Annotated in this window: 16 protein-coding genes and 1 riboswitch; of the genes, 4 read left to right on the top strand and 12 right to left on the bottom strand. The window is 65.2% G+C overall.

What is annotated here, in order from left to right; genetic code table 11:
* Positions 1-67: 67 nt before the first annotated feature.
* Positions 68-1186 (bottom strand): bifunctional 3,4-dihydroxy-2-butanone-4-phosphate synthase/GTP cyclohydrolase II, encoded by a 1119-nt coding sequence (gene ribBA / locus BZG29_RS08970; protein WP_077401340.1) that lies wholly within the window; start codon positions 1184-1186, stop codon positions 68-70.
* Between the two features lie 435 nt (positions 1187-1621).
* Between ribBA and BZG29_RS08965 the strand changes: the two genes are divergently transcribed.
* On the top strand, positions 1622-2047 hold the full coding sequence (locus tag BZG29_RS08965) for an OsmC family protein (RefSeq protein ID WP_077401337.1): 426 nt from the start codon (positions 1622-1624) through the stop codon (positions 2045-2047).
* Here BZG29_RS08965 and BZG29_RS08960 read toward each other — a convergent pair.
* From BZG29_RS08960 to glyA, 11 genes are all read right to left on the bottom strand, one after another.
* Positions 2044-3456, bottom strand: a complete 1413-nt coding sequence (locus tag BZG29_RS08960; RefSeq protein WP_077401334.1) for a hypothetical protein — start codon at positions 3454-3456, stop codon at positions 2044-2046. The two genes, BZG29_RS08965 and BZG29_RS08960, sit on opposite strands and share 4 nt — an antisense overlap.
* Positions 3457-3555: 99 nt before the next feature.
* The gene (locus BZG29_RS08955; RefSeq protein ID WP_070219574.1) at positions 3556-4191 is read right to left on the bottom strand and encodes a riboflavin synthase; all 636 of its coding nucleotides are present in this window, start codon (positions 4189-4191) and stop codon (positions 3556-3558) included.
* A gap of 184 nt (positions 4192-4375) precedes the next feature.
* Positions 4376-5476, bottom strand: a complete 1101-nt coding sequence (gene ribD / locus BZG29_RS08950) for a bifunctional diaminohydroxyphosphoribosylaminopyrimidine deaminase/5-amino-6-(5-phosphoribosylamino)uracil reductase RibD (RefSeq protein ID WP_077401331.1) — start codon at positions 5474-5476, stop codon at positions 4376-4378.
* Between the two features lie 63 nt (positions 5477-5539).
* Complete coding sequence (locus tag BZG29_RS08945) at positions 5540-6070, bottom strand: GspH/FimT family protein (RefSeq protein ID WP_077401328.1); 531 nt, start codon at positions 6068-6070, stop codon at positions 5540-5542.
* 123 nt (positions 6071-6193) lie between these two features.
* Positions 6194-6697, bottom strand: a complete 504-nt coding sequence (locus BZG29_RS08940; protein WP_077401325.1) for a type IV pilin protein — start codon at positions 6695-6697, stop codon at positions 6194-6196.
* A gap of 88 nt (positions 6698-6785) precedes the next feature.
* Positions 6786-10724, bottom strand: coding sequence for a PilC/PilY family type IV pilus protein (locus tag BZG29_RS08935; protein ID WP_150130838.1), 3939 nt, complete (start codon positions 10722-10724; stop codon positions 6786-6788).
* Complete coding sequence (locus tag BZG29_RS08930) at positions 10721-11350, bottom strand: PilX N-terminal domain-containing pilus assembly protein (protein ID WP_253192834.1); 630 nt, start codon at positions 11348-11350, stop codon at positions 10721-10723. Before BZG29_RS08930 ends, BZG29_RS08935 begins: the two co-directional genes overlap by 4 nt.
* 39 nt (positions 11351-11389) lie before the next feature.
* The gene (locus BZG29_RS08925; RefSeq protein WP_077401316.1) at positions 11390-12349 is read right to left on the bottom strand and encodes a PilW family protein; all 960 of its coding nucleotides are present in this window, start codon (positions 12347-12349) and stop codon (positions 11390-11392) included.
* Positions 12346-12915, bottom strand: a complete 570-nt coding sequence (pilV, locus tag BZG29_RS08920; protein ID WP_150130837.1) for a type IV pilus modification protein PilV — start codon at positions 12913-12915, stop codon at positions 12346-12348. The genes BZG29_RS08925 and pilV overlap by 4 nt, the downstream gene beginning before the upstream one ends.
* Before the next feature lie 242 nt (positions 12916-13157).
* Positions 13158-13619, bottom strand: a complete 462-nt coding sequence (nrdR, locus tag BZG29_RS08915) for a transcriptional regulator NrdR (RefSeq protein ID WP_077401309.1) — start codon at positions 13617-13619, stop codon at positions 13158-13160.
* A gap of 144 nt (positions 13620-13763) precedes the next feature.
* The gene (gene glyA, locus BZG29_RS08910) at positions 13764-15011 is read right to left on the bottom strand and encodes a serine hydroxymethyltransferase (RefSeq protein WP_077401306.1); all 1248 of its coding nucleotides are present in this window, start codon (positions 15009-15011) and stop codon (positions 13764-13766) included.
* A 111-nt stretch (positions 15012-15122) separates the two neighbouring features.
* Positions 15123-15246, bottom strand: a riboswitch (ZMP/ZTP riboswitch).
* Between the two features lie 315 nt (positions 15247-15561).
* Between glyA and ybgC the strand changes: the two genes are divergently transcribed.
* From ybgC to BZG29_RS08895, 3 genes are read left to right on the top strand one after another with little or no spacing between them, the layout of a single operon-like run.
* Positions 15562-15963 carry a tol-pal system-associated acyl-CoA thioesterase gene (gene ybgC / locus BZG29_RS08905; RefSeq protein WP_046682324.1) on the top strand — a complete coding sequence of 134 codons (402 nt, stop codon included), beginning with the start codon at positions 15562-15564 and terminating at the stop codon, positions 15961-15963.
* 47 nt (positions 15964-16010) lie between these two features.
* Positions 16011-16700: a protein TolQ gene (gene tolQ, locus BZG29_RS08900; RefSeq protein WP_034759183.1), complete on the top strand. Its 690-nt coding sequence runs from the start codon at positions 16011-16013 to the stop codon at positions 16698-16700.
* Between the two features lie 15 nt (positions 16701-16715).
* On the top strand, positions 16716-17156 hold the full coding sequence (locus tag BZG29_RS08895) for an ExbD/TolR family protein (protein WP_223278896.1): 441 nt from the start codon (positions 16716-16718) through the stop codon (positions 17154-17156).
* The last annotated feature ends 20 nt before the right edge of the window (positions 17157-17176 follow it).

Genomic DNA, 17176 nt, shown 5'->3' with positions numbered 1-17176 from the left:
AAGCGCAACTGTACGAATAGTACAGTGAGCATCGCAGGCCGCAAATCGCGACGCGCAGTAGATTTGCTTAGGCGTCCTGGCCTGGATGGCACTGAAAACCCGTGACTTCCAGGTCGAAACCGACCATCGACGGCATCTTGCGGGGGCTGGCCAGCAATTGCATCTTGCTCACGCCCAGGTCGCGCAGGATTTGCGCGCCGATGCCGTAGCTGCGCAAGTCCATGCTGGCGGCGCGGCCTTTCGGCTTGGCTTGCGGCGTATCGAGCGCGGCGAACTGGGCAAACAGCTCGCCCGACGTCTCGCCGCAGTTCAGCAAGACCATCACGCCCCGCTCGGCCTGCTTGATGGCGGCCATCGAGGCGGCCACCGTCCACGAGTGGGTAGTCGCTTCGCTTTCCAGCACGTCCAGCAGGGAAACGGGCTGGTGCACGCGCACCAGCGCTTCCAGGCCGGGCGCTAAATCGCCATGCACGAGGGCCAAATGGGCCGACGCGCTGGGCTTGTCGCGGAAGGCGATCAAACGGAATTCGCCGTGCGCCGTGTGCAGGGTGCGCTCGGCAACGCGCTCGACCAGGGACTCCGTCTGGCTGCGGTAATGGATCAGGTCGGCAATCGTGCCGATTTTCAGGCCATGTTGCTCGGCAAACACCAGCAAGTCCGGCAAGCGCGCCATGGTGCCGTCATCCTTCATGATTTCGCAAATCACGGACGCGGGCGTCAAGCCGGCCATGGCCGTCAGGTCGCAACCGGCTTCCGTATGGCCTGCGCGCATCAGCACGCCGCCTTTTTGCGCTTTCAGCGGGAAGATATGGCCAGGCTGGACGATATCGCTGGGCTGCGTGCCCTTGGCAACAGCCACCTGGATGGTCTTGGCGCGGTCGGCGGCGGAAATGCCCGTCGTCACGCCTTCGGCCGCTTCGATGGACACGGTAAAATTGGTGCCGTAGGCGGTGCCGTTGCGCGATGTCATCATCGACAGGTTCAGCTCGTCGCAACGCTCTTCCGTCAGGGTCAGGCAGACCAGACCACGCGCATGCGTGATCATGAAGTTGATGGCTTCAGGCGTCACGAAATCGGCGGCAAGCACCAGATCGCCTTCATTTTCCCGGTCTTCTTCATCGACCAGTATCACCATGCGGCCGGCGCGCAATTCAGCGACGATCTCTTCGGTGCTGGAAATAGACATTATTCATCCTCGTATGACGCCAGTCAAAACCTGCTGCGCGTCGGTATAGGCGGCCTGCGATGCTCACCGTACCTTCGTACGGTTGCGCTTCTCAGCCGCCTCTCCCTTCCGCTCGCGACGGTTTTGCCGGGCGTTGTTAATGTAACTAAAAACTGAACCTGAACCTGAAACATCAAGCGCGAATATTCCGCGAATTTCCGGGAATTTTCTTATAACCTGCTATTTTAAAGGATTTGGCGCTTGCAGACCTGAAATAAGACAGCTTTGCGGCACGGATGCCACCGCCTGCCCCGCAAAGCGCCGATTCCCTGATCCAGCGCACACGGCGGCGGCAAGACGCGCGCCGCCGGCCTTGCAAAGAGCATAAGATCAGCCAGTCACCGCCAAGGCGCTGACACCCCACTCGCAGCGACACCCCCACACAGGAGCGGCAACATGAAAACCAACGGATCGGCCATCTGGTCAGGCGGCATCAAGGATGGCAAGGGTGCCATCAGCACGCGCAGCGGTGCCTTGCAGGAATATCCCTACGGCTTTGCCAGCCGCTTCGAAGGCAAGCCCGGCACGAATCCCGAGGAACTGATCGGCGCCGCCCACGCGGGTTGCTTCACCATGGCCCTGTCGCTGATCCTCGGCGAAGCGGGCTTGACGGCGGAAAAAATGGAAACGACGGCCGAAGTGACCCTCGACAAGACAGACGACGGTTTTGCCATCACGGCCGTCCATTTGATCCTGAAAGCAAAAATTCCCGGCGCCAGCCAGGCTCAATTCGAGGAATTGACGGCCAAGGCCAAGGCTGGCTGCCCCGTGTCGAAGCTGCTCAAAGCCAATATCACGCTGGACGCTAGCCTGCTGCCCTAGATTTTCGTCACGGGCTTGACGGGCTCCACGGCCGCGACGGGCGCCACCAGCGGCAGGCGCGAGTCGCTGGCCGGCAATGGCCGGTTCATCAAGCCGGGATTCAGGGCTGCATTGTTGAGGTTATAGGCGGCGATGGCTGCCGCCACGGACGGGTCTTGCGACGACGGCGGCGGCACGGCCATGCCCGCGTTTTGCGCGGCCAGCTCTTGCGCCTGCGCATTTTGCTGGGCCAGCTGGGCTTGCGCCGTCGCCAGGCCTGCGTCGGCTTGCCCCTGCGCTGCGCGCGCCAGCGACTGCGCCCGGTCGGATGCCGCCTGGGCCGCCATCTGCGCGTCGCTGGCGGCCAGCTGCGCCCGCGCCGCATCGTCCGCCGCCGCTTGCGCCTGCTGCTGCAAGCCCTGCTGCCGCACTTGCCCCTGGCGCAGTTCGTCCACGCGCGCAGCGTCCTGCTGCTGCGCCTGCTGATCGGTATTCATGCGTTCGGCATCCAGGCGCTGGGCATCGACGCGCTGAGCATCGACGCGCAGGTTATCCGTGCGCTGCGTCTGCAGCAAGTCCGCTGCATTGTCGGCCTGTTGCGCTGGCGGCTGGGGCCGCAGTTCCTGCAAGTCCAGGTTCAGCTCTTCCGCTTCCAGTTGCTGCTGCAGTTCCAGTTGCCGCTGCGCAATGGCGGCCGTCTGCGGCAGCGCTGCGTCAAAGGCCTGCGGCGGCGCGGCCTGCAAGGCTTGCGCGGCACCGGACGGCAGTGTTTCGCCGGTCAAATCCGCTTCGACACCGGCCGCCAGCGGCGCGCCCTGCTGCCGGGCCAGCACGGCGCCCACCTGTGCCAGCACGTCCGTTCCCTGTTGCAAGGCGTCCAGGGTGGCATTGCTGTCGGCAGCATACGCGGCTTGCAACGTTGTCGCATCGACATCTTCATTGCGCAAGTCGATGCCGATGCGGGCCAATTGTGCTTGCGTGAGCAAGCTGCCGTCCTGCGCCAGCGCCGTGGCCGCATCCGTCGTGCCGTCGCCCGACAATAAATCGTAGCGCTGCGCCAGGCTGCCCGGCGTGTCGCCAGCCGTCGCCAGCTGGCTGGCGTCGATGCCGCTCGTTTGCAGCTGGGCGAACGATTCCGTCAGTTGCCGCGCCAACGCCAGCAAGTCGTCATTGACATTCACGGGGGTATTTGCCGCCCTGGCCTCTTCCGTGGCGCCCTGCAAGGCCAGCAATTGCCGGCGCGACAAGGCCACGCCGGACAGGAACTGGCCCAGCGGGGAGATGTCTACCTGCGTCGAGGAAAGTATTGCAAGGGCCGCCGCCGCGCCGGAAGCCGGCACGGGCTGCGCCGGCGCCAACGCAGCCGTTGCGCCCACGCGGGACGTGACCGGGATGGTGTTGGGCACGGTTGCGCGCGAAATCGGGTCCATGGCTAGCCTCCACTGCGGAAAGCTTCATAGTATGCGCGTCTGCAAAAAAAGCAACACACGCCTGGCAAGGCGGCTGTGTTGCCGTGTTCAGCTCTTATATCAGGCGGCAGCCTTGTCCAGCGACAACATCCGCTCGACATAGCGGGCGATCAAGTCGATTTCCAGGTTGACCTTGCCATCGACCGTCAAATGTTTCAGGGTCGTCATGGCGATCGTGTGCGGGATCAGGTTGATCGAAAAGCGGCAGCCGTTGACGGCGCCCGCGCCCAGGTCTTCCACGCGGTTGACGGTCAGCGACACGCCATTGACGACGACGGAACCCTTGAAGGCCAGGTATTTCGCCAGTTCGTGCGGCGCTTCGATGACCAGTTCCCACGATTCGCCCACGGCTTCGAACTTGCGCACGATGCCCAGGCCATCGACGTGGCCGGACACCAGGTGGCCGCCCAGGCGCTCGGCCAGGGTCAGGGCTTTTTCCAGGTTCACTTCCGTGGTGGTATCGAGGCCCACGGTGCAATTGAGGCTTTCACGCGAGACATCGACGGCAAAACCCGTGTCCGACTTTTCCACCACCGTCATGCAGGCGCCATTGATGGCGATCGAGTCGCCCAGGGCCACGTCGGCCAGCGGCAAACCGCCCGCGTGGATGGTCAGGCGCACGCCTGCGTCGAGGCCGCCTTCGAGTGCTTGCACGGTTTCAATCTTGCCGATGGCGGCAACAATTCCTGTAAACATGAACTAACCCTATAAAAAGTGTAAAAATATTAAAAACGTCTGTCAAAACCTACTGCACGTCGTAATTTGCGGCCTACGATGCTCACTGCCTCGGCGGCCCCGTACTTCGTACAGCTGCGCGTCTCGAGCCAACGGGGGCGCCGAGCCTTCCTTCCGCTCGCTACGGTTTTGTCAGGCGTTTTAATTAATTGCGCTGGGCGAATCTTGCAAGGATACGCACATCTTCGCCCACTTGCTGAACCTGGTGAAATTGCAAAGTGCGCTGCTGCTTGATATCCGTCAAGGCGGGCAAGGCAAACATGCCTTGCGCATCGCCCAGCAAGGTGGGCGCCAGGTAGACCAGCAACTCGTCGACGCAGCCTTCGCGGATCAGCGAACCGTTCAGCTTGGAGCCTGCCTCGACGTGGACTTCATTGATTTGCCGGCGTCCCAGTTCCAGCATCAGCGCGGCCAGGTCGACCTTGCCGGCCGCGTTCGGCAACAGGATGACTTCGGCACCCAGCGCCTGCAGTTGCGCCTGTTTCTCCGGGTTGGCGACGGCCGCCACGATCCACGTGCCGCCGCCCTGCAAGATGCGCGCGTCGAGGCTGATGTCGAGCCGGCTGTCGACGACGATGCGGCGCGGCTGGCGCGGCGTCTCGACGGCGCGCACGTTCAGTTGCGGGTCGTCCGCCTTGACCGTGCCGATGCCCGTCAGGATGGCGCAGGCGCGCGCGCGCCAGGCATGGCCGTCGGCGCGCGCTTGCGGCCCCGTGATCCACTGGCTCTGGCCATTGTGCAAGGCCGTCATGCCGTCCAGGCTGGCCGCCGTTTTCAGGCGCACCCACGGCTTGCCGCGCTGCATGCGCGAAAAGAAGCCGATATTCATTTCATGCGCCTCGTCGGCCAGCACATCCGTGGTGACGGCGATGCCGGCCGCTTCCAGCTTGGCCAGCCCCTGCCCCGCCACCAGCGGATTCGGATCCGTCATGGCGGCCACGACGCGGCCCAGCCCCGCGCGCACGAGCGCATCGGAGCATGGCGGCGTGCGGCCATGGTGGTTGCACGGTTCCAGGGTGACATACGCCGTGGCGCCGCGCACGTCGTTGCCGCGTGCCGCCGCATTGGCCAAGGCTTGCACCTCGGCATGATCCTGCCCGGCCGCCTGCGTCACGCCGGCGCCGATCACCTGGCCATCCTTGACGATCACGCAGCCGATGCGGGGATTGGGCGAGGTCGTATACAAACCGCGCGCCGCCCATTCCAGCGCCAGGCGCATGCCATCGATATCGTTGAGTATTTCCACGGGCTTCTTTGATAGTGAGTGATAGGTGAGTCGGATTAGCTGAGTCGGATTAGATGAGTCGGATTACGAACTGTCGGCCACGCCGCTGCAATTGGCCGCTTGCTGCTGCGGGTCGCACACGCGCACCCTGCCCAGCATGTTGATTTTAATATGCCGCACCTGCTTTCCCAAAGCCAGGGACAAGGTCCCCCAGCGCGCCGCCAGGCTATTGGTTGCGCTGCAACTGCGGCCTGCGCCATTGTAGGCGATATAAAATGGCACCGTGGCCGATGAGAACGCGAACTGGGCCGTGATGCCCTCCGGCAGCGGCCCCTGGCGGAACAGCAATTCGTCATCGCCATCGAACGCCAGGTTGGCATTGCGGTCGATGAATGCCAGCCAGCCCGTGCGCCAATCCACGCCACCGGGTCCGGCCGGCATCAGCAGCACGCGCTGTCCCCGCGCCATCGCCTGCGCCCGCGTCAATTCGATGGCCGAAAACAAGTCCGTGGCCGCCGCGCGCACCTGCTGGCGCGCCAGCACATGCTGCAAGCTGGGCAAGGCCGCGGCCGCCAGCAGCGCGGCAATCGCCAGCACGGCCAGCAATTCGGGCAAGGTATGCCCCGCCCGACATGGCTGCTTGCGCGAACGGGCAAACCAGGGCCGGCCGCAGGAAGGCGAAAGGCGGCATGAAAGTGAATCCCCCCTGCCTCGTGCGCGCGCCAGCGTAACCATGGCCTAGGGCCAGCATTGGCTGGCGGGGCCGCTGCTGCCGCGCTGGCCCGTGCTGTTCAGGGACAGCACGCCGCAATCGGCATCCTGGAACTGCGCGTCGACCTTGGACGTGCCCGGCATGGCCCGCAACAGCACGCATTGCCCGATTGCCAGGCCGGGACAGGCCAGCGCCTCGATTTCATACGCGCTGCCGGCCGCGCCCCCGTCGCCGGACCACCATGGAAATGCTTGCGCCTGCGGCGCCGGCGAGGCCGAGGAAAAGGCCAGATAATGATTGTTTTGCGAATAATAGCGTTCCTGCTGCTGCATCAGCCGCAGCAGGGCCGCCTGCCCCTGCACCCGCTTGGCCCGCACGACATGGCCGTGATAAGCGGGCACGGCCAGCGCCAGCAGCAGGCTCGTGATCGCCAGCGCGGACAACAGTTCGATCAGGCTGAAGCCCGGCGGATTGGCAGCAGGAACGCCACCGTGTGCAGCGAACCAGTTTTGCCTTGCCAACGTCCCCATGCGATTTCCCCATTTCCAACAAGCGCCAGCCGATACGATGCGCAGGCCGGCACGCTTGTCACTTGCGACACGCCAGCCATGCCCACGCCTATTTTTTCTTGGCCGCCTCATGCAATTCGCGCCAGTTCGCCACTTCGCGCCAGCTGAGGCGCCGGGCCGGCAGCGGTGCGCTGACGACCTTGAGCACCGCCCCGCTGGCCGCGCCGGGCAAGCCCGGTTGCAGCACGGCCAGTTCCTTGCGCCCCTCGGCCCGCCCGGCCGCCGTCGCGGCGCCCACCGTGCTGTTCAGTTCGAGCGCCAGCGGCGGCGCGCGCGCCAGGCCATCGAACAGGCGCCCCGTCTGCGCGCCCGCCTGCACGACACCGGCGCCATCGGCGGCAAAGCCGCTCAGCACATCGAGCACGTACAGGCGCGTGGCCGGCTTGGCGCAAGGATCGCGCCCGGGCAAGACGGTGTTGAACAGCACCTTGCCGGCGGCCAATACGGGACTGCTGACGCTGCGTTCGCCCGTCTGCGCGGTGTCCATAAAATCGAGATACCAGCCGCGCATGGCGTCGCTGCCCGTGTAGCGCAATTCGGCGCCGTCGACGCGCACGCCGCCCGCCGCCTCGCCCAGGCTGCGCTGCTCCAGGTCGGATCGGCTATGCGTGGAAGATGACTCGCGCACATCGTCGTGCACGGCATAAAACGATTGCGACAGGAAGGCGGAAGGCCAGGTATCGGCCGCTTCGACCAGCTTGCCCGTGCCGAACAGCAGCACATAGCCGCCTCCGGGCGCGTAGGCCACGCTCAGTTGCTGCGTCACGGGCTGGCGCCGGCCCTGTGCATCACGCGCGACAAAGACGAGTTTGCGTCCCTGCCCCTCCTTCCACGGCGGCCCGCCAGCCATGTCGAGGCGCCAGATATTGCCCTGCAAATCGCCCGCATACAGGTACGCCAGCGCGCCGTCGCTGCCCGGCACCACGGCGGGCGGACCCAGCGCCTGGGGCATAGCGTCCGCGTCCGCGTTCGCGCCCGCATCAGTGTCATGGCCGCCGCCGCTTGCCACGGGCACCTTGAGGCGGAAGTAATTACTTCCCAACACCCATGGCATGCCGGGCGCCTTGTCCAGCGCCAGCAGGAAAATGGCGGCCGCCGACGCGGGCGCCGTCGTGTCCTTGCCATCGTTCACATGGTTGTTGTAGCCGCTGGCGACGATGGCAAAGTCGCGGTAGGCCGACGCGCCCTCCTTGCCGCCCATATTGATGCGGGCGAAGGCGGGCGGCGCGCGCACATTGCCCATCAGCCTGTCGTCGCGGTCCGTAAATTCCCACAGCGCCCCGTCTTGCGCGAAGCGGGCCGGGTCGGTGATGTCGAGCGCAAACACGCCCTGCGCCCCACCGCCCATGCCCGATACCAGCACCGTCTTCCAATGCCCCAGCGCCAGCACTTCCGCCGTGGCCGCCGCGCCGTCGAGCAACGGGCCGGAGCTGTAGTGAGTGCTCGCAGCGGCTGGCGCAAGGTGCAGCAGCGCTTGCGGCAGATAGGCAAACAATTCGCTGCCCGTGCGCGCATCGAAGGCATGCAGCAAACCGTCGCTGGCGCCCAGGTACAACATTTTGCGCCGCTGCAGCAGCGCCTGGCGGTGCAAGCCATAGCCAGCGCCCGGCATGCCCAAACCGGGCGCACCCACGTACAGCAGATTGCCATATGGGGCCGCGCCCAGGCTGCCTGACCTGCGCCGCAGGAAGCCGCCTGGCTGGCCCACCTCGTGCGTGCGCTGGCCCAGCAGGTACGCCAGGCGCGCCTCGCCCCGGCCATCGCCACTGTCGAATGCGCCGCGCTGCGCTGCGTCGAGACGGCTCCAGGCCAGCGGCATCAAGCTGCCCTGGGCGTCGAGCGTGTAGACGGGACGCAAGGACGCAGGCGCGCCATCCGGCACGGGCTTATCCTGTCCGCCGGCAATCCACCATGACTTGCCGGGAAGCAGTGCGCCATCGGCCCCCACGGCAAACGCGGTGCGCGACAAGGTCATGCCGCCATCGGCCAGGCGCAGCTGCGTCTGGAACCAGTATGCCTCTTCCGTGCCGCTGGCCAGCGCCATCAGGGCCGGTCCTGCGAGCGCCGCCGGCAAGGTGCCCTTATCGGCGGCCGCGAAGGCCGCGCGCAGTCCCGCGATCAGGGCGGCCGGATCGCTGCCGCGCAAGTAATGGCCGGGCCAGCGACCGTCCAAGCTCCATTCATCCAGCACGCCGCCCGTCGCGCTCTTGAAGGGGTTGGCGTCGCCATTCGCATCGAGAAAACCGCCATACTTGGACGCCAGCAGCAAGGGTGTAGAGGCGGGAGTGGCGGCAGGCACGCCGGCCGGGTCGCCCTGGCGCAAGTCGCCCGCATAGTGCTCGACCTTTGCGCCGCCGTCGTTCTTGCCGCCGGGACGCAGGGCCTGCACGTGCGACCAGTAAGCCAGGCCCGCCGCATGGTAGCTGGCGCCGCCCGCCCCGTCGGCCAGCAATTCCAGCGCCGCCAGTTCCGGCCGTGGCGCGGGATTGCCGGGCGTGCCGCCGCTTTCCAGGCTGCCCACCGCATGCGTCCAGGCCATCGCATCGAACGGCGGCGGCGCAAAACCATCCGGCGCGCGGGCGCGGTCGCCGGATGCGGCGGGAGTGACCGGGACATTGCCGGGCACGTAGCGGTCGCCCGCCATGCCCGCATCGCCGAGGCTGACGACGACGTGGCGCTGGCAACTGGCCGTTTGCGGGTCGCTCCATTGGGTCACGAGCGGCAAGCCGTCGTCGATGGCAGGCGGGGCCGTGGCAGGCGGCACCGGGGCGCTCGCTTGCCGTCCCTGCAGGTAGCGCAGCGATTCGTACAGCAATTCGGCCAGCGGCGCCGCCCTGGCGTACGCGCCAGGATGCCCCGCATTGCCGCGGCCCAGGCCATTGATGTAAGCGGTCACCCCGCCGCCAAGGCCCGTGCCCTGCGCCTCAGCTTCGGCCACATACACGCCGGTGGCGGGATGCCACTCGGCGCCGGCATTGTCTTGCGGCAAATAGTCGGGCGCCGTCCAGCGCTGTCTGCCCACATGGGCCAGCGGCGCGCGCAGCACGCCGCCATACACGGGGACGGCGCTGGCGGGCATGCCGTTCAAGTGGCCAAACACGCCCACGCGCACCCTGCCGCCATGGCGCTGCACGGCGCCTACCGGCTTGTAGTTCTTGCCATACGCCAGGCACAAGTCGTCGCGCAGCGGCCCCTCATCAGCGTCGCACACGCGCACGCGCGCGAGGAACATCCCGTGCGTGGCAGCAAAGCCAGGCGCATCGCAAGTGCCGCCCGCAGACTGGCCAAGGCTGGCGTCGCCGAACAGCAGGCGGTTGCGGCAGGAAACAATAGCCAGTTGCGCCAGCGCAAACGGCGTCGCCGCCGCCACGCCCGCCTGCAAGACCTTGCGCGGGAAAAAGACGGGGTGGGCAAAAAAGTCGATGGGACTGTCGGCGTCAGGCAGGTAGGCGCGCTGCAGTACCGTCTTGCGCACTTCGTCGATGACGCGGTCGCCGCCCGTCAGCGCGTAGCGGACGAGGTCGAGCATGCTGGTGCTGGCCCAGTTGAGAAAGTTGCCGCTGAAACTATCTCCGCCGCAGCCGTGCAGCGCATCAGCCGGTTTCAGCACGGAGAAGTAAGCGGTCGCTACGCGCAAGTCCGGCAGCATGGCGCCATCCTTGCTGCGATACGGATAGCTGTAGCACATGCGCGCATGGAAGTATCCTGCGTACTCGCGCTGCGGCGCATAGTCGCCGCCATGCGCGGCAGCGGCTGCCGCATGCGTGAGGGACAGGTTGAGCAACAGATTCGGCGGCACCCTGGCGCCATGCAAGCCCGCGTCGGCCCGTGCCAGCGTCACCGGCGGGACGGCGGCGGCAAGGGCGCCGCCGCAAGTGAGGCTGGCCAGGCAGGCCAGCAGCATCAGCCAGACGCAGCCGGCATGCCGCCGGGCAGACCGCAAGGCAGGCCACAAAGTGGACGGCAAGGTGAAGCACGATGCCCTCATGGCCCCGCTCCCGCCGCCTGCTTGCGGTAATAGCTTTGCAGCACGACTTGCGTGCTTTCCTGCGCACCAAAACCGATGGCCGTGATGCGGTACACATAGCTTTCCGTGGCCAGGCCGCCGGCTACTGCCGTGGCCTGTGCACCGGGCGGGTGAAACGGCAGCAGTTCGATCAGGTAGCGGGGCCGGCGCGACGGCAGGAAGCCCTGCCCCGTCTGCATGACGGCGCCCGTAAACTGGCCATACGGCACGGCGCGGCTGCTGCCTTCGGCGCCATCCAGGTCCGTGCTCAGCCAGAGCGCCGGCGCACCCGGGGCTGCCGGCAGGCACAGACCCAGCGCGCCTCCCTCGCCGCAGCCGTCCGCGAACCCGGCCGCACTGCCTGGCGCGAAGAGGCTGCTGCGTCCCGGCGCGCCGGGCAAGCCTTCGATATCGTTCTGCGCATCCACCAGAGCCTCCTCCGCCGCCTGAAACGCGATCTGCCGGTCGCGCTCGCCGCGCGCCGCCTTTTCTCCCTGCAAGGCCATCTGCGCCGCCGAAATGCCCAGCAACAAGATGATCACCAGCAGGCACAGCACATACACGAGGGCGGCGCCGCCGCATCGCGCACGAGCTGGGCGCCTAGGCACGCAACAGCGGACGCCCGCGCCAGCCATCGCGCCGCCCGCCTAGGCCGGCCCGTTGCGCAGCATGATGCTCGTTTGCACCAGTTGCCGCAGCCGGGAGCGCGTCGCGGCAGGCAAGGACGCGCGCGCGATGCGCACGCCCGTGTCGCCGGCGCCGTGCGCCTCGGCATACGCCTTGCCGAACAGGTCGAACTGCGCCGGCCCCAGTTCCGCCATCTTGTCGGCCTGTCCCGCCTCGCCATGCAGCAACAACGCCACGCGCACGCTGGCCACGCGCTTCCAGTGGGTGCGCCGTTGAAAATCGCGCTGGCGCGCGGCCGCGTCCGCCCCCTCCAGCAGCAGCGCCGCATCGTAGGCGTCGAGCGCGCTGGCGTTGACATAGCGGTTCGCCACGCCGTCAGGCGGCGTATCCGTGTCGAGGCCATACAGCACCTGGAAAGCGTCGACGCCACGGATGACGGCGTCCGCGCCCCAGCCGTTCGCGCCGCGGTATTTGCAGCGCAGCTCGCCCTCGCCATCGGCGCCCTGCGCCACGTAGAAAATGCTCCAGCCCCGCTGCGCCTCCGTTTGCGCGGCGCCCACGCCGAAGCCGGCGCAATTGAGGACGGAACCGTCGCCGCCCTCTTCCTTGCCGGCGCCGTAATAGCGCAAGGCCAGCACGTCGCTGCCATGCAGGGCGCCGGGCAGCGCGCCGCTGATGCCGTCGCTGTTCTTGCCCAGGCTGCGCGCGTCGAGCCCGGCGACATTCGCGCTGTCGTGATCGGCATGGGCGACGGGCGCGGCGCTGCTGTCCCAATTCACATACGCCGTCTGGCGCACGGCGCGGGCGATGGTGTCGAGCGCATAGCGGGCGTTGTCATCCAGGCGCGCGCTGGCGGACTGGTCGCCATAACTGCCGCTGGCCGCCAGCAGCACGCTACTGGCGGCCAGCATCAACAGCGCACCGAGCGACAGGGCCACCAGCAATTCGACCAGGCTCATGCCACGATGCCCGCCGTTCATGCGCCGCCCCCGCCCAGCTGGAATGCCAGCCTGGGCAGCGACTCGCCTGCCGCATTCACGGCGGGCGAGCCATCGGGCAGGCGGCCGCGCCAGCCCAACTTGATGACGATGGGCGCCCCCTTGCCGCCGCTGCACGCCCACTGCAAGCCTTGGGCGGCGGCGTCCCACGCGGCAAGGTCGCGGCAGATGCGCAGGCGCGCGCCGGGCAAGGCCGCGTGCAGCCCTTGCTTCCATTCGGCGATGTCGAATTGCGCCAGTTCGGCCGCGCCGCAGGCGGCTGCGCCAAAACAGTCGGGCGCGCCGCCGCCAGCTTCGGCGTCGTCCGCCGCCGCGTAGGCCACGTTCAGGTAGGGATTGGCCGCATCGGGGCCATGCATGAGCACGCTGTTCGCGCGCATGCGCTCGGCCATGCCGGCGGCCAGTTGCACGCCCGCCGACAACAGCGCCGACTCGTGGCGCGCGCGCAGGGCGTTCAATTGCAAAATGCTGGCGCCCAGCAGGCCCAGCGCCAACAGCAGCAGCGACACCAGCACTTCGACGAGGCTGCTGCCACCCGCAGGAAACATAGTGCGACCGCCCTTGCGCATGCGCTACTCCCTTCCGCAGAAAGAGCCGCAGGAACAAGCGGCCCAGCTACAAGATAGGCGCGCGCAAAAACCCGCGTCTGCGCTAGCGCAAACAGGACGATGATAAGTAGAGAAGAATCGCGTTGGTCTTGATCAGGCCGCTTGCCAGGCAAGCGCTGGCATGGTGAACACGGGGCGCAGGAGCGGCCCCGTTGCCGGCAAAGTGAATGTCCGGGTGAGCGTCAGGGCTTGCGCGCCTGGCCCACTTCGGCGATCGCGTCCTGGAACTCGGCCAGGTCTTCGAAATTCTTGTAGACGGAGGCAAAGCGGATGTAGGCGATCTTGTCCAGGCGCTTGAGTTCCTGCATGACAAGTTCGCCGATATAGCCGGATTCGACTTCGCGCAAGCCGCTGGTGAGCAGCTTTTCCTGGATGGACGCGATGGCCGTATCCACAGAGGCGGCCGCGACGGGACGCTTACGCAAGGCCAGCATCAAACTGCCGCGCAACTTATCCGCAGCGAACTCCGTCCGGCTGCCATTCTTTTTGACGACGGCCGGCATGATAAGTTCAATGCGTTCGTAAGTGGTAAAACGCTTGTCGCATTTGCCGCAGCGGCGGCGGCGCCGAATGGCATCCCCTTCCTCCGATACGCGCGTATCGAGAACCTGGGTGTCGCCGTGCTGGCAAAATGGACATTTCATGGGCTGGCTACAACTTTATAGTAATAATTACGGGAAATCGCCGCCCTTGTACAAAGGGCGCCCGAATCACTCCGGGCGCCCTGGGGCACGACTGGAATGTGTCATACAGAATCTTACTCCGTATGACACATTCTGGACAAATAATTATGAGGCGTACACAGGGTGCGCGTCGGCCAGTACTTTCACGGCCGCTTTCACGCGCTCGATGGTGGCGGCGTCATGCGGATTGTCCAGCACGTCGGCGATCAGGTTGCCCACTTCTTCCGCTTGCGCTTCCTTGAAACCGCGCGTCGTCATCGCCGGGCTGCCCAGGCGGATGCCCGAGGTGACGAACGGTTTTTGCGGGTCGTTCGGGATGCCGTTCTTGTTGCAGGTGATGTGCGCGGAACCGAGGATGGCTTCGGCTTCCTTGCCCGTCAGGTTCTTGGCGCGCAGGTCGACCAGCATGACGTGCGATTCGGTGCCGCCGGACACGATGCGCAAGCCGCGCTTGATCAGGGTCTTCGCCAGCACGTCGGCGTTCTTGATCACTTGCTTCTGGTATTCGACGAATTCAGGGCTCAGCGCTTCCTTGAAGGCGACGGCCTTGCCGGCGATCACGTGCATCAGCGGGCCGCCCTGGATGCCGGGGAAGATGGCCGAGTTGATGGCTTTTTCGTGTTCGGCCTTCATCAGGATGATGCCGCCGCGCGGGCCGCGCAACGATTTGTGCGTGGTCGAGGTAACGAAGTCGGCGAACGGCACCGGGTTCGGGTACAGGCCGGCGGCGATCAGGCCCGCGTAGTGGGCCATGTCGACCATGAAGTAGGCGCCCACTTCCTTGGCGATCTTGCTGAAGCGTTCGAAGTCGATCTTTTTCGAGAATGCGGACGCGCCGGCGATGATCAGCTTCGGCTTGCGTTCGCGGGCCAGGCGTTCCATCGCCTCGTAGTCGATGTCTTCTTCCGCCGTCAAACCGTAGGAAACGACGTCAAACCATTTGCCGGACATGTTCAGCGGCATGCCGTGGGTCAGGTGGCCGCCTTCGGCCAGCGACATACCCATGATCAGGTCGCCCGGTTTCAACATGGCGAAGAACACGCCCTGGTTCGCCTGCGAGCCGGAATTCGGCTGCACGTTCGCGCATTCGGCGCCGAACAGCTGTTTCACGCGGTCGATGGCCAGTTGCTCGGCCACGTCGACGTATTCGCAGCCACCGTAGTAGCGCTTGCCTGGGTAGCCTTCGGCGTACTTGTTCGTCAGCTGCGAGCCTTGCGCTTCCATTACGGCTGGCGACGTGTAGTTCTCCGACGCGATCAGTTCGATGTGGTCGTGCTGACGCGTGTTCTCTTTTTGAATGACGGCGAACAATTCAGGATCGACGTTGGCGAGGTTGTGATCTTTTGCAAACATGTAAAAACTCCAAGTATGAGGGTGCTTGTACTGGCAGGTTGGATCGAATGAGGGGAGCCGGCGTTAAGTGAATAACAACATTGGACAGGCAGCCTCTTCGTGCTTTTCCATAGTGGCTACCCAGGCGAACGGCTGATGAAAAATCTCACGTTTCCCGGTGGATGCCCACCTTTCGCCGGTTTGCCGATCGCCATTCTTGGAGATCGCCGACTTTTCGCCAGTCACGTGAGACGTAATGGAAGTCAAATTGTAAGTTAAGTGCCCAAATTGAGCAAGGAATGCAACCGTGCGGCTATAATCGCCGCGCGCCACCGCAGCCAGCGCGTGGCCACAGGCCGCCCCGGGGCATGACTGCCGCTTTTAAGCTGGACTTAAACCTGGCCATGGCATGTAAGCGTATGTTACGAAGCTTGCCATTGCACACGCCGGATTTACAATGCTGCGGTGCAACTTATATGCAGCTTTTGCATGGCTTTCCAGCAAGCGCCTACAGTCACAAGAAGAAAAATCGCGTAAAATGTTGCTCAATCTCACTACTGGCGCAATAAACATGCCTTCAGTCTTTACCTGGAACGTACGTGTCTACTATGAAGACACCGACGCCGGCGGCATCGTCTATTACGCTAACTACCTGAAATTCTTCGAGCGCGCGCGCACCGAATGGCTGCGCGCCATCGACGTGGGCCAGCAGGAATTGCTGGAACAGCATGACGCGATGTTCGTTGTCAAAAGCGTCAACGCCGACTATCATGCGCCAGCCAGGCTCGATGACACGGTAAGATTAACCTTAAGCATAGAAAAAATGGGGCGTGCCTCCATCGTTTTCCTGCAACAAGCCTGGTGCGGCGACCGCCTGCTCAACACGGCCCGCGTCAAGATCGGCTGCGTCGATTCGGCACTGCGCCCGCGCGCCGTGCCTGATGCAGTCGCGGCCCGCATGCGCGCCGCCTGAGCCCTACCCGCCACCCCCGGACAATTCACCCAACAGACTGCCAGCCAATGAACGTTACACAAGATCTTTCTTTCCTCGCGCTCATCTCCAATGCCCATTTGATCGTGCAACTGATCATGGCCCTGCTGCTGCTGATTTCCCTGACCAGCTGGACCTACATTTTCCGCAAGATGTTTGCCGTGCGCCAGGCGCGCAAGCAGACCATCGAATTCGAACGCAGCTTCTGGGCCGGCGGCAACCTGCACGCGCTGCACCAGAACGCCAGCGGCAACCGCGACCAGAGCGGCGCGCTGGCCCGCATCTTCGACGCCGGCATGGGCGAATTCATCAAGGGCAAGGCTTCCTACGGTTCGCGTGAAGCGCTGGACGTCGGCGCCGTGCTCGACGGCGCACGCCGCGCCATGCGCGCCGCCTTCCAGCGTGAAATGGACGTGCTCGAATCGCACCTGGCCTTCCTCGCTTCCGTCGGCTCCGTCTCGCCCTACATCGGCCTGCTCGGTACCGTCTGGGGCATCATGAACGCCTTCCGCGGCCTGGCCAACGTGCAGCAAGCCACCCTGGCCGCCGTCGCGCCCGGCATTGCCGAAGCGCTGATCGCCACCGCCATCGGCCTGTTCGCGGCGATTCCCGCCGTCGTCGCCTACAACCGTTTTTCGCATGACATCGACCGCCTGGCGATCCGCTTCGAGAGCTTCGTCGAGGAATTCTCCAACATCTTGCAGCGCCAGTCGCGCTAAGAGGAGGCAAGGTCCATGGGTTCCTCCTTCAATAGCGGCGGCATGCGCGGCGGCCGCGGCCGCAAGTTCAAGTCCGAGATCAACGTCGTGCCGTATATCGACGTGATGCTGGTGCTGCTGATCATTTTCATGGTGATGCCGTCGTCGAACAATCCCAGCGTGGTGAACCTGCCCAACGCGGAAAAGTCGGCGAAACCGCCCGATGACTATATTCAGATCGTGCTGAAACCGAATGGTTCGCTGTCGATCGGCGTGATCGGCAAGGAACAGCTGTCGCCGGAAACGGAACCGAACCGCGACGCCCTGCTGCGCAAGCTGCGCGGTTTGCACGAGAGCAATCCCGACTATCCCGTGATGATCGCGGGCGACAAGGAAAGCAAGTACGACGATGTGATCCAGCTCATTTCGGAAGCGAAAAAGATGGGCATTACCCGCGTCGGCCTGGCCACCAAGTAAGCGCAGCGCCCTGTTTCCAG

It is taken from the genome of Janthinobacterium sp. LM6, assembly GCF_002002885.1.
Taxonomy (GTDB): domain Bacteria; phylum Pseudomonadota; class Gammaproteobacteria; order Burkholderiales; family Burkholderiaceae_D; genus Janthinobacterium; species Janthinobacterium kumbetense.
The sequence above is the reverse complement of the archived record's forward strand: the minus strand, read 5'-3'. Positions and strand labels throughout refer to the sequence as shown.

What these genes read in the sequence shown, in the direction of transcription:
- BZG29_RS08965 (WP_077401337.1), top strand. Translation starts at nt 1,622, where the DNA reads ATGAAAACCAACGGATCGGCCATCTGGTCAGGCGGCATCAAGGATGGC.
- ybgC (WP_046682324.1), top strand. Translation starts at nt 15,562, where the DNA reads ATGCCTTCAGTCTTTACCTGGAACGTACGTGTCTACTATGAAGACACC.
- BZG29_RS08925 (WP_077401316.1), bottom strand. Translation starts at nt 12,349, where the DNA reads ATGAACGGCGGGCATCGTGGCATGAGCCTGGTCGAATTGCTGGTGGCC.
- BZG29_RS08940 (WP_077401325.1), bottom strand. Translation starts at nt 6,697, where the DNA reads ATGGGGACGTTGGCAAGGCAAAACTGGTTCGCTGCACACGGTGGCGTT.
- BZG29_RS08895 (WP_223278896.1), top strand. Translation starts at nt 16,716, where the DNA reads ATGGGTTCCTCCTTCAATAGCGGCGGCATGCGCGGCGGCCGCGGCCGC.
- BZG29_RS08955 (WP_070219574.1), bottom strand. Translation starts at nt 4,191, where the DNA reads ATGTTTACAGGAATTGTTGCCGCCATCGGCAAGATTGAAACCGTGCAA.
- pilV (WP_150130837.1), bottom strand. Translation starts at nt 12,915, where the DNA reads ATGTTTCCTGCGGGTGGCAGCAGCCTCGTCGAAGTGCTGGTGTCGCTG.
- tolQ (WP_034759183.1), top strand. Translation starts at nt 16,011, where the DNA reads ATGAACGTTACACAAGATCTTTCTTTCCTCGCGCTCATCTCCAATGCC.
- ribBA (WP_077401340.1), bottom strand. Translation starts at nt 1,186, where the DNA reads ATGTCTATTTCCAGCACCGAAGAGATCGTCGCTGAATTGCGCGCCGGC.
- BZG29_RS08935 (WP_150130838.1), bottom strand. Translation starts at nt 10,724, where the DNA reads ATGAGGGCATCGTGCTTCACCTTGCCGTCCACTTTGTGGCCTGCCTTG.
- BZG29_RS08960 (WP_077401334.1), bottom strand. Translation starts at nt 3,456, where the DNA reads ATGGACCCGATTTCGCGCGCAACCGTGCCCAACACCATCCCGGTCACG.
- glyA (WP_077401306.1), bottom strand. Translation starts at nt 15,011, where the DNA reads ATGTTTGCAAAAGATCACAACCTCGCCAACGTCGATCCTGAATTGTTC.
- nrdR (WP_077401309.1), bottom strand. Translation starts at nt 13,619, where the DNA reads ATGAAATGTCCATTTTGCCAGCACGGCGACACCCAGGTTCTCGATACG.